This is a genomic window from Pseudoalteromonas sp. SG43-7 (genome assembly GCF_014164295.1).
Classification (GTDB): domain Bacteria; phylum Pseudomonadota; class Gammaproteobacteria; order Enterobacterales; family Alteromonadaceae; genus Pseudoalteromonas; species Pseudoalteromonas rhizosphaerae.
This window is the reverse complement of the sequence record NZ_JACJEY010000022.1, coordinates 12,914-24,901: the sequence shown is the minus strand read 5'-3', so window position 1 is coordinate 24,901 and position 11,988 is coordinate 12,914. Positions and strand designations below refer to the sequence as shown.

Here is an 11,988-nt window from a genome sequence, read left to right as displayed (position 1 = left end):
GCCTAGACTACTTTTTATGACGTTTATTGGCAATTAATTTCGTATTGCTATTTATCTAGATCGATGTCAGTGGTGTTAAGCCTAACAAAGGCATTACTGGCATGAAATAACCTCAGTAGATACATGCTCGCTGGTGATGTTGAGTTTCGCAATCGATACCTGCCATGGCGCAGCTGTACTTAACTGCCAAGGTGAGAATACTTGCCCTAAATTAACACCTTGCTGTGAAAAACACCGTAAATCAATGCTTAAAGTCTGCCATTCATTGGTTGCATTTAGCTGCTTAGCAATATCCAATTTACCTTGGCAATCATCACCACATTGCATACCAAGCCAAAGCGGGGCATCGGCACTTTGCTCAACCTTAATTTGCATTTGTAACTGCCCTGCTTTTTCAACAAACGAACGTAAATCAGATGGGAATGCCGCACTTAAACGCACTGCTGCTAGTTCATCGCCGCTGAAGGTAATTGCACGCGCATCTTCTTGAACTTCTTTATCAAAGGTTTTAACGCTAACAGCTCCGATTGATTCGCGACTACTTGCCATCACTTTTTGCTGCTCACCACTTTGTAAATGCAGACTCCATGGCGCTTTAACCGCGCGCTCAAACAAGACTAAATCATCAAGCTGTTGTGACGTTCCCATTTGTTCAACAAGATCATCTTGTAAGGTGTTTTTATCTGAATAAGTTAAGCCAAAACCATACGGTAATAATGGCGAATAATCTTTATCACCACGATTTTCGTTATCAACTGGGTTATTCGGCCAAGAAAACGACAGCTTGCCTTTAAAATCATGATTTACTGAGCCATCTACATTTGCAAATAACACATCGCTAATTGCATCCCCTTCGCTACCTGGCAACCACGTCGCAACAAACGCATCACTGGCATTAAGCTCTGCGTTTACCCACATTGGGCGGCCGCTAATAAATAACGATACAACGGGAATACCGGCTTGCTTGAATTTTCGCAGTAGCGCTAAATCCGTTTTATTACCCCGCTGATATTCAAGATTATCTAAATCCCCATTGCCTTCTGCGTAAGGTTGCTCACCAAATACTACAATAGCGACATCTGGACGAGTATTGAACTCACCGTTTAAGTCATACTGAACTTGCCCGCCCGCTTGCTTAACAGTGTGTTCAATACCATCCAAAATCGACGTGCCACCTGGAAAATCGCTATTCTGATTCCCCGTACCTTGCCAAGTAATGCTCCAACCGCCAGATTGCATACCGATATTATCAGCACCTAGACCGGCTACTAACACATTTGCTTTTGGCGAAAGCGGCAGTAACTGTTGTTTGTTTTTTAGGAGTACTAAAGATTCGCGAACTGCTTGTTTTGCGATTTTACGATGTTCAGCACTACCAATGACCTCTGTTTTTCCTGAAAGTGGACGATTTGCAGGACTTGCTTTATCAAATAAACCCGCACGCATTTTTACTCTCAGAATACGCGTTACCGCATCATCAATTCGTGATTGCGCAATTGTGCCATTGTTAACTTGTGCGATAAGGTTTTCATAAAGTGGCTTCCATGCATCAGTAGGCACCATGTATACATCAAGGCCGGCATTAGCGGCTTGTGCACAGTTTCCATTGGTACAACCAGGAATTTGTCCATGACCATTCCAATCACCCACAACAAAGCCATCAAAACCCATTTTGCCTTTTAGCACATCAGTTAAGAGATATTTACTGCCATGGATTTTTTCGCCATGCCAGCTATTAAACGACGCCATAACTGTTTGTGCTCCAGCACCTAAGCCTCCCACATAACCTTGCGCATGAATGGTAAATAACTCTGCTTCGCTGGTAATATTATTACCTTGGTCATCACCGCCTTGTGTACCACCATCACCAATAAAATGCTTAACCGTACTGATCACCCGTTTATCTGATAAAAAGTCTTGATCAACTGCGCCTTGTAAGCCTTTTACTATTGCGGCTGAGTAATCTCTAACAATTTGTGGATCTTCTGAATACCCTTCATAAGTGCGGCCCCAGCGGTCATCTCGTACCACAGCAACGGTAGGTGCAAACACCCAATCAATACCGGTTACCATCACTTCTTGGGCGGTCGCTGCAGCAATTTTTTCAATCAACTGTGGATTGTTAGCCGCACCTAAACCGATATTGTGCGGAAATAACGTCGCACCAATAACATTATTATGACCATGAACTGCATCGGTTCCCCACATAGTTGGGATACGGCTACCATCAAGGGAATCATCTACTGATGCTTGGTACATTTTTTCGGCTAGTCCAATCCAATCAGCAGCCGTGGCATGTTTATTATTATTAGGAAAAGCCCCACCGCCATTAAGGTAAGAACCAAAACCATATTGACGCATATCTTCCACTGTAATATCGCGAATTTCAGGTTGGATCATCTGGGCTATTTTTTGTTCTAAGCTCATTGAGCCGAGCAAGTCAGCAATTTTTTGCTCCATATTGGCATCGTCTTTAACACCGCTTTTGATCATCGGCCAAATCTCATTGGTCGCTGCTGTTTGTTCTGATTGCGAACAGCCATTCATCGCCATTGCTGCAATCATCATTACCAATAGAGTACGTGGTTTTGTTATTGTCATGTTGTCCACCTAGTTATCAATGACGAGTTGAGGTTGTTACTTTTGAGCCAAATAGCGCAAAGTAAGTAATATATAAATAACAGCCGATAGGCAGTAATAGTGCTAATTGCACACCAAAATTGTCAGCTAAGACGCCTTGTAATAATGGAATAATTGCACCACCGACAATGGCTAAGCATAAAATACCTGAACCCTGAGAGGTATATTTGCCAAGGCCTTGAAGGGCTAAACTGAAGATGGTTGGGAACATAATTGAGTTACATAGTCCGACCAACAAAATAGCCCACATTGCTAATGCCCCTTGTCCTGTCATCGCCATTAACACCAGTACCACGGCAAGTAATGCATGACATGCCAATACCTTACCTGCATTGAGTTTTTGCATGATGGCAGCACCAATAAAGCGTCCTATCATGGCGCCCGCGAAGTAATAACTAATATAATGTGCGGCTTGCTGCTCAGTAAAACCCGCAATATGGTCTAAGGTTAAAAAGCCTACTAAAAAGCTGCCGATTGCGACTTCAGCACCGACATAAACAAAAATGCCAATGGCTCCTAAAATTAAATGGCGATACTGCCAAACACTACCTAAATCAATAAAGTTCTCAACATATTGATTTTCACTCTCAGCATCAGCTGCTTTGCCAAGTTTAGGTAATTTTAAAAAAGCAAAAATCACCGCAAGTACCAGCAAGCTTGCTGAAAGCATTAAATAAGGAAGTTTAACTTGCTCTGCGGTTGCTTGGCTGACTTCGGTTAGAATAAGCCAGCCACCAAAGATTGGCGCAACCGCAGTACCTAACGAATTAAATGCTTGGGTCATGGTTAAACGCGACGACGCTGTTTTTGCTGCGCCAAGTACACTTACGTATGGATTGGCTGACACTTGTAAGATGGTAATACCCGAAGCCAGTACAAATAGCGCCAATAAAAATAGCTCATAAACATGCGCTACGGCTGCGGGATAGAATAATGCACAACCAACCGCTGCTACCACTAAGCCCACCACAATGCCAAATTGATAACCTATTTTACTCACCAACTTACCAGCGGGTATCGACATCACAAAATAAGCCCCAAAGAAACAAAATTGGATTAGCATCGCTTGGGTATAATTGAGTGAAAACATCCCTTTTAAATAGGGGATCAGAATATCGTTTAGACACGTAATAAACCCCCACATAAAAAATAAGGTGGTCAACGACGTTAAAGCAAACGTTTGTTTGCCCATTGGTTGTAGGCTATGTTCATTCGTTGCCAAATTGTGTGTGACGTTTGCCATATTAAACTCTCTAATTATTTTAATTATCAGTTCGTTACGTTTATTAAAGTACTTTTTCATTACTTAAAAAAAGCAAATAATAGTTGCAACATAAAATGTAAGCGCTTACATTTATATCATATAAATCAAAATTAGCAATTTATTTACAAACATTCTGCAAGCGCTTCCATTTTTAATGACTATGCTGTGCTTAATGTAAAAGTAATTGCCAAAACTGAATGTTAAAGGATGCACCTAATCGTGTTTAAAACTATTTCTCTACCGCCTAGCTCTGCGCTACTTAAACCTCAGTTTACCTTTGGTGTAGCCACAGCCTCATTTCAAATTGAGGGAGCTCGCAGCGCTCGCCTGACATCTATTTGGGATACTTTTTGCAACCAACCAGGCGCCATCGCAGACAATAGCAATGGCGATACAGCCTGTAACCATGTTGAACTATGGCAACAAGATATCGCAATGATTGCTGACTTAGCCGTTGATGCGTACCGATTATCAATTTCATGGCCGCGCGTATTGCATCAAGATGGCAGTATTAATCAGCAAGGCATTGGCTTTTATCGTGATTTATTAACGGCTTTAAAAGCACGCAATATCAAGACCTATGTCACCTTATATCACTGGGATCTACCCCAACACTTGGAAGATAACGGTGGCTGGTTAAACCGTGACACCGCCTATGCATTTGCTCACTATACTGATTTAGTTACCAAGCAGTTGACAGGTTTAGTTGACTCTTATGCGACTTTAAATGAACCTTTTTGCAGTGCCTATTTAGGCTATGAAGTGGGTGTGCATGCACCCGGTATTAAAAGCCAACAAGCAGGTCGTCAGGCGGCTCATCATTTATTGTTAGCCCATGGTCTTGCCATGCAAGTACTGCGCGCCAATTGCCCTAATATAGAAGCTGGTATTGTACTTAACTTCAGCCCAGCTTATCCACTGACAGAAAACGATACACAAGCAGCATTATTAGCCGATCAATATCACAATCAGTGGTATATCAAAGCAGTTTTAGAAGGTCTGTATCCGGCGCTTTTAAATAGCCTCAGTAGTGAAGTGCAACCCCATATAGCTGCTGATGATATGGCGATAATCAGTCAAAAAATCGACTTTATTGGCGTTAATTACTATACCCGCATACACTACAAAAACACTGATGATAACTGGTTTGCCGAAGCACAAATCAACAACATAGCTGTAACTGACATGGGCTGGGAAGTCTATCCACAAGGTTTAACTGAATTGTTAGTATCATTAAATGAGCTATACCAACTACCTAAAGTTTATGTAACTGAAAATGGTGCGGCCATGGCAGATACACTACAAGATGGCCAAGTACTCGATACAGAGCGCGTTAGTTATTATCATACCCACCTCAATGCAGTGCATGACGCAGTTGAACAAGGGGTTGATATACAGGGTTATTTTGCATGGAGCTTAATGGATAACTTTGAATGGGCATACGGCTATGAAAAACGCTTTGGTCTCGTTTATGTTGATTATGAAAACCAGCAACGCATACTAAAAGAGAGCGCGATACAATATCGCGCATTGCTCACACAGCGCAAAAAATAATAACAACATGAGTGCCAATTATGCTAACTAGAAAAGAAAAAATAGCCTATGGCTTAGGTGATACTGCAAGTAACATCATTTTTCAAACCGTGATGCTATTTTTAACTTTTTTCTATACCGATATATTTGGTATTTCTCCGGCCATCGTTGGTACTCTGTTCCTAGTGGTGCGAGTTATTGATGCAATCACCGATCCGTTAATGGGGGCGCTCACCGATGCAACCCGAACCAAATATGGTAGTTACCGGCCTTACCTATTGTGGCTCGCGATCCCGTTTGGGCTGGTTAGTGTAATTACTTTTACCACACCAGATTTAAACGCGACAGGAAAAGTCATCTACGCGTTTGTCACCTATACGCTATTAATGCTGGTTTATACCGCAATTAATATTCCTTATTCAGCTTTGGGTGGAGTACTAAGTCACGATCCGAGTGAACGCGTATCCATTCAATCTTATCGTTTTGTATTTGGTATGCTCGGTGGCTTACTCGTCAGTGCTTGCACATTGCCATTAGTAAGCTGGTTTGGTAAAGGCGATAATGCTCTTGGCTATCAGCTTACTATGATACTGATGAGCTGTTTCGGTGTGATATTATTTTTGTTCTGCTTTCGCTTTACTAAAGAACGCGTGGTTGCACCACAGCAACAAACCCTTAGCCTCAAAGCACAAATGGCAACGTTGTGGCAAAACGGTCCTTTTAAAATACTCTGTGGTGCTGCCATTATGCTGCTCACGAGTATGGTGCTGCGTACGACTTTAGCAATTTATTACGTAAAATATGTTCTTGGTGAAGCCGACTTAGTTACGCAATTTGTTACCTTGGGAATGATCGGTAATATCCTTGGCTGCGCCTGCGCACAACCACTGAGTAAACGGGTTGATAAAAAAGCAGCATATATATATCTCCAATACATCTCTGCGGCCATAAGCTGTTTTGCATTTTTCTTATCTGACGACCAATTAGTGCTCGCGTTTGCAGTCTATTTTTTATGGTGTTTTTTCACCCAAATGGCAACTCCATTGTTATGGGCAAAAATGGCAGATACAATTGACTACGGACAATGGCAAAATGGCCATCGGCTAACTGGCTTGGTCTATGCAAGCGTGGTGTTCTTTATTAAACTAGGCCTGGCACTGGGCGGAGCTATTGCTGGTTGGTTACTGGCTTACTATGGCTATCAAGCTAACACTGAGCTTAATGAAGCAACTAAAGCCGGTATTTTAACCTCGTTTACACTGTTTCCTGCAATTGGTAGTGTACTTGTCGCGTTGATCATGAAAAGGTATATTCTTGATAATAATACCTTAGAGAAAATAAACGCTGATTTAGCCCAAAGAAGTAGTACTTAACAAGGAATATCATGGCGACCATTTATGAGGTGTCAAAACTTGCTGGGGTCTCATTAGCGACCGTTTCAAGGGTAATGAATAATAATACTAATGTCAGTGATGCAACGCGAAAAAAGGTAACCGTTGCGATGACACAGCTTGGTTACCGGCCTAATTCCATTGCACAATCTCTCGCATCTAATTGCTCGAATAGCGTAGGCTTGCTCGTTTCTGAGCTACACGGGCCATTTTATGGACCGATGATGAGCGACATTGAAAATGCGTTTCGTAATCAAGGTAAACACGTCATTATTACCGCAGGCCACAGTGATGCCGATCGTGAACAGCAAGGGATTGAGTTTTTAATTAGTCGCAATTGTGATGGCTTGATTTTACATGTTGAAGCCATCAGCGACGACTACTTGATAGAACTGAGTAAAGGCAGCACCCCCTTTGTACTGATCAACCGTTTGATCCCAGAGCTTGCCGATCGGTGTATCGTTTTAAATAATATCAAAGGTGGATATTTAGCAACCAAGTATGTCCTTGAGCAAGGCCATCGTGACATAGCTTACATTAGCGGGCCACTTTGGAAAAAAGATGCTCAGGATCGCTTAACCGGCCATAAACAGGCTCTCGCTGAATTTGACTTAGAATTTAATGAACAATTGCTTTATCAAGGCGATTTTATGGAAACCAGCGGCTCGGCAGGTTTTAAGTTATTCCATGAAAGTAACCACGCTTTTACAGCTTTAATTTGTGCTAATGATGAAATGGCCATTGGTGCAATGGCCACAGCCCGAGAATATAGCATTAAGCTTCCCGAACAATTGTCGATCATGGGTTATGACAACGTATTTTTTACCCGTCATATTTACCCGCCACTAACGACTATTAACTACCCAATTAATGATATAGGAAAAATGGCAGCAAAGTGGATTTTAAGCAAAGTTTACGGTAAGGGTGAATTACCGTTACAAACATTATTTGAGCCAGAACTGATCGTCCGTCAATCAATTATTACTAACCCTCAATAAGTTGGGTTAGTAATGCTAAATTAATCGGTTTAAGTAATACTTGCTCTATCTCAAGGAGTTCAATTTGCTTCGGTTCTGGCTGTATACCACTGACGATTACTCGCTTTAAATCTGGATAATACTGCTTTGTATAACGAGCTAAATCCAAGCCACTGCCATCAGGCAAATGCATATCTAATAACACTTTATCAAATTGAGAGTCATTTTTTAGAATTGCTAAAGTATGCTCATAACTAGTTGCAACAACGGTTTCAACCCCTAAACTTTCCAGTAATAACTGGGTGATTTGCGCCGCATCTGCATCATCTTCAACCAATAAAAAACGCGCACAACTTTTTACTCGCGCTGGTTGCGCTAATTTATCAACGGGCTTATTAGCCGCCATAGAGTAATTAGTTAAGCACTGATAAAGTAAGCTTGAATCAACAGGTTTGCCTATCACATCGTTAAAGCCCAGCGCCAATAACTCGCTATGTATACCTTTCATCGTGGCAGCAGTAAGCGCGATTACCGCCCCCTTAAAACCCATTTTTCTAAGTTCAATCGTGGTTTCTTTGCCCCCCATCACCGGCATATGAATATCTAAAAATATAATGTCGTACGGATCACCTTGCTGTTGTGCTTTAGTTACTTTATCAAGTGCTTGCTTACCGTGTTCAGCATAATCAACCTTTGCACCAGCAGAAGAGATCATATGCCCAACTAACACCCGTAAATCTCGTAAATCATCAACCACCAATACTCGGCCACTGACTTTACAAGGGGCCATTTTTTGCTGCATATTAGGTGTCAAATCGAGCTTCAATACACTGCGCTCTACATATTGAATATTGCCCGGATACACTGAAATAGTAAATTCAGATCCATGACCAATAGCAGACTCTAATGTGATCCCGCCCTGCATACGACTCAACAATTCAGAGCAAATAGCTAAACCTAACCCCGCGCCACCAACTGAGCGCGATTCTACATCGGCTATTTGTTCAAATGGTTTGAATATAAGTGCTTGTTTCTCAGGGGCAATACCCATTCCAGAATCTTTAATACTAAAAAACAGCATTTCACGGCCATCAATAACTTTTGTCCATGCGTGAACAATGATATCGCCTTGCTCGGTGAACTTAATCGCATTATTGATGATATTAATTAAAATTTGCCGAAACCGTGTCGCATCAATACTAATTACAAGAGGCAAAGGTTGTAATGACTCAAAACGCAGCGACAGCCCTTTATCCAGCGCAGATACTCGCATTAAGGTAAACACATCAGCCATTAAACTATCAAGGTTGACATCACTGCAGCTGAGCTCCAGTTTATCGGCAGCTATTTTTGATAAATCGAGAACATCATTTAACAAGCTAAGTAGATGCTTACCATTACGATAAATAACCCCTAACTCATTATTGGCATGATTGTTAAATTCACTTTGCATAAGCAACTCGGTATAGCCCAAGATTGACGATAACGGGGTGCGTAGCTCATGGCTTAAATGTGCTAAAAAGCGGTCTTTAGAACGATTCTCAGCCTCTGCTTTAAGTCGTTCAAGGCGTTCATCTTCAACATCGCGTCGGGCTAATGCGTAGCGAATAGAGCGGGCAAAGCGACTTGAGCTCATTTCACTTTTTACGAGGTAATCAACAGCTCCTGCATCCAAAGCGGCTAAATCAAGGGCGTCGTTTGATTGCCCGGTGAGCATAATGATAGGGCCATTAAAACCATTTTCTACAGCTTGTTTTAATACTGCTAAGCCGTCTGAAGCCCCTAAGCGGTAATCAAGCAGGCAAATATCATGATGATTTTTACTCAGCACCTTAACTGCCTGCTTGGGATCACTGATCCACTCTATATCAAATGTATGCGAACTCAGCTGCTCTAGATAATCACAGGTTAAAATATAATCATCTTCATCGTCTTCAACAAGTAACAGTCTGGTTGCCTTATCTAACATAGCGTCTCCAGTTTTTTATTTAGTCATTAAACGTACTAGGTAACTCTACAAACTCCACCCAGTACTTACCTAACGTTTTCATTAGTTCAACTAAGCCATCAAACGTAACTGGTTTAGTAATGTATGAAGCCGCGCCTAAATCGTAACCCTTAACCATGTCTTCCTCTTGCTTAGACGTGGTTAAAATAACTACAGGAATACCTTTTAAGTTTGAATTGCCTTTAATCGCTTGCAACGCTTCGCGTCCATCCATGCGTGGCATATTCAAATCCAATAAAATCAACCCAGGTCGTGGCGATGAGTTTTTGTCTTCAAACTTACCTTTACGCTCTAGGTACTCCAAAAGCTCCACACCATCTTCAACAAAGTATAACTCGTTTAATACACGGCTTTCAGCGAGTGCGTCTTGCGTTAATAAACGATCATCTTCATCATCATCAGCCATTAAAATGGTGATTGGCTTTACTTTAGAAAATGGCATTTAAGCCTCTCCTTGCAATGTGAAAAGCTCGCTTTCCACAGGTAGTTTTATGATGAAGGTTGCTCCCTCACCGGTTTCACTTTGTGCCGCTATCGTACCGCCGTGACGCTCTACAATACGTCGGCACACGGATAAACCAATCCCAGTGCCTTTATATTGCGAACGCCCATGCAGACGTTGAAACGGAACAAAAATTTTGTCGGTATATTCTGGCGCAAAACCAATACCGTTATCTTTAACTGTAATGATTTGCCATTCCAGCTCTGTATTATAATCATCATTAAATTCAGTCTGATGCTGATACTCAATAGTGATAATTGGTGCCACATCTGGACGTCTAAATTTCACCGCATTTGAAATCAAATTCAAAAATAGCTGCTGCATTTGGCTCAGATCTGCTTGTATTACTGGCATTTCGCCCACGTTGACCTGCGCATTTGACTCTTTAATCGCAATTTCTAAATCGCTTAGCACATCATCAAGTACTTGCTTTAAATCCGTATCGGCAAAGTCTTTACCACGTGTTGTCACTCGCGAAAACTCTAACAAGTCATTAATTAAATTAGACATTCTTTGCGCTGCATTTTTCATACGCGCGATATAATCAATGCCTTTTTCACCCAATTCGTCTTTAAACATGGTTTCTAAGCGATCACTAAATGCTTGAATTTTGCGCAGTGGCTCTTGCAAATCATGACTCGCTACAAAGGCAAACTCTTCAAGCTCACGGTTACTGCGACTTAGTTCATCAGAGTACAAGGTCAGCTCTTGTGTACGCTCGGTCACTTTACTAGCCAGTGTTTCGTTTTGATATTCAAGTTCCTGCTGATATTTTGCCGCTGTATGTAAGTTAATACGCGTGAGCATAAACATACCAAGGATCAATAAAGCACTGGTTACGGCAGTAATTGCAAAAGTGAGTTTGGCTTCTTTTTTAATTTGCCCTAACTTTCGAAACTGCACAGCTTTAAAAGCAGACTCCGCATCTTGAATTTCATCAGCGAGCTCTCTAATTTGCTCGTAAAGCTTACGGCCTTGATGCGTCTCTAGTAAATAATGAGCACGGCGTTCTTTATCTGCTAATGCTAAATCAACGGTTCTGGTTAATACCGCAACTTTATCATCAACCAAAAATAGTAATCGCGCTACTTTATCTGCTTGGCCTGCAATTTCAGTACGTAAATTTTTAACCAGTGTAGCTTGTGAGTTGAGCTGCATAATAGCGTCGTTGTAGGGTGCTAAATAATCTTTATCGCCCGTTAATAAGTAACCACGTTGTCCTGATTCTGCCTGCACAATTGAAAGATGAAGCTTCTCAATTGCGGTGTTTAACATATTAGTATCATCTAAACGCTGTTGGGTTTGAGTCAGGCTTTGAATGGTATTCATTGCCAAAATCGCATTCCCCACCACAATACACAGCAGCACCGCGATAAAACTGGCCCAGGTTACCTTGACCTTACCTTGTTGCTTTTGCAGCTTCATTTATAATCCTTTTATATTATCTTATTCAACGACGCCGAGATTCGATATTTGTTCTAAGCTGTCACTGCATTGCTGGCAATTACTTATTATTTTATCAAGTGCTGCCAATGCTTTTTCTTTTGGCATATCATTTTCTAGCACTAATTTAATCAATTCTGCATTCATCGATATACGATTCAGTGGTCCGCGTGCATCATGAATCAACTTATTGATTTTATCGTTATTAGCCATGCTACCCCTTTATTGAT

Annotated in this window: 9 protein-coding genes; 3 read left to right on the top strand and 6 right to left on the bottom strand. The window is 41.4% G+C overall.

What is annotated here, in order from left to right:
- Positions 1-93: 93 nt before the first annotated feature.
- On the bottom strand, positions 94-2,601 hold the full coding sequence (locus H5200_RS11675; RefSeq protein ID WP_182761537.1) for an exo 1,3/1,4-beta-D-glucan glucohydrolase: 2,508 nt from the start codon (positions 2,599-2,601) through the stop codon (positions 94-96).
- 16 nt (positions 2,602-2,617) lie between these two features.
- Positions 2,618-3,832, bottom strand: a complete 1,215-nt coding sequence (locus H5200_RS11670; RefSeq protein ID WP_259399204.1) for a sugar MFS transporter — start codon at positions 3,830-3,832, stop codon at positions 2,618-2,620.
- Between the two features lie 291 nt (positions 3,833-4,123).
- Between H5200_RS11670 and H5200_RS11665 the strand changes: the two genes are divergently transcribed.
- Genes H5200_RS11665 through H5200_RS11655 form a run of 3 tightly spaced genes read left to right on the top strand, consistent with a single transcriptional unit; the run spans position 4,124 to position 7,826 of the window.
- Entirely contained in the window at positions 4,124-5,458 is a 1,335-nt protein-coding gene (locus H5200_RS11665; protein WP_310736232.1) for a GH1 family beta-glucosidase, read from the top strand.
- A gap of 20 nt (positions 5,459-5,478) precedes the next feature.
- On the top strand, positions 5,479-6,810 hold the full coding sequence (locus tag H5200_RS11660; protein ID WP_182761534.1) for a glycoside-pentoside-hexuronide (GPH):cation symporter: 1,332 nt from the start codon (positions 5,479-5,481) through the stop codon (positions 6,808-6,810).
- Between the two features lie 11 nt (positions 6,811-6,821).
- Positions 6,822-7,826, top strand: a complete 1,005-nt coding sequence (locus H5200_RS11655; protein ID WP_182718297.1) for a LacI family DNA-binding transcriptional regulator — start codon at positions 6,822-6,824, stop codon at positions 7,824-7,826.
- On the opposite strand, the gene H5200_RS11650 is transcribed toward H5200_RS11655, so the two are convergent.
- The 4 genes from H5200_RS11650 to H5200_RS11635 are packed head-to-tail and all read right to left on the bottom strand — an operon-like array spanning position 7,813 to position 11,971.
- A complete protein-coding gene (locus H5200_RS11650) occupies positions 7,813-9,774 on the bottom strand; it encodes a hybrid sensor histidine kinase/response regulator (protein WP_182718296.1) in 1,962 nt (653 codons plus the stop codon). The genes H5200_RS11655 and H5200_RS11650 overlap by 14 nt on opposite strands.
- 19 nt (positions 9,775-9,793) lie before the next feature.
- The gene (locus tag H5200_RS11645) at positions 9,794-10,255 is read right to left on the bottom strand and encodes a response regulator (RefSeq protein ID WP_145241192.1); all 462 of its coding nucleotides are present in this window, start codon (positions 10,253-10,255) and stop codon (positions 9,794-9,796) included.
- A complete protein-coding gene (locus H5200_RS11640; RefSeq protein WP_149981220.1) occupies positions 10,256-11,740 on the bottom strand; it encodes an ATP-binding protein in 1,485 nt (494 codons plus the stop codon).
- A 21-nt stretch (positions 11,741-11,761) separates the two neighbouring features.
- A complete protein-coding gene (locus H5200_RS11635; protein WP_145241196.1) occupies positions 11,762-11,971 on the bottom strand; it encodes a histidine kinase in 210 nt (69 codons plus the stop codon).
- Positions 11,972-11,988: the final 17 nt, after the last annotated feature.

Bases quoted from the DNA above. Each gene is read 5' to 3' on its own strand.
- H5200_RS11675 (WP_182761537.1), bottom strand. From the start codon at position 2,601: ATGACAATAACAAAACCACGTACTCTATTGGTAATGATGATTGCAGCA.
- H5200_RS11670 (WP_259399204.1), bottom strand. From the start codon at position 3,832: ATGGGCAAACAAACGTTTGCTTTAACGTCGTTGACCACCTTATTTTTT.
- H5200_RS11660 (WP_182761534.1), top strand. From the start codon at position 5,479: ATGCTAACTAGAAAAGAAAAAATAGCCTATGGCTTAGGTGATACTGCA.
- H5200_RS11655 (WP_182718297.1), top strand. From the start codon at position 6,822: ATGGCGACCATTTATGAGGTGTCAAAACTTGCTGGGGTCTCATTAGCG.
- H5200_RS11650 (WP_182718296.1), bottom strand. From the start codon at position 9,774: ATGTTAGATAAGGCAACCAGACTGTTACTTGTTGAAGACGATGAAGAT.
- H5200_RS11645 (WP_145241192.1), bottom strand. From the start codon at position 10,255: ATGCCATTTTCTAAAGTAAAGCCAATCACCATTTTAATGGCTGATGAT.
- H5200_RS11640 (WP_149981220.1), bottom strand. From the start codon at position 11,740: ATGAAGCTGCAAAAGCAACAAGGTAAGGTCAAGGTAACCTGGGCCAGT.
- H5200_RS11635 (WP_145241196.1), bottom strand. From the start codon at position 11,971: ATGGCTAATAACGATAAAATCAATAAGTTGATTCATGATGCACGCGGA.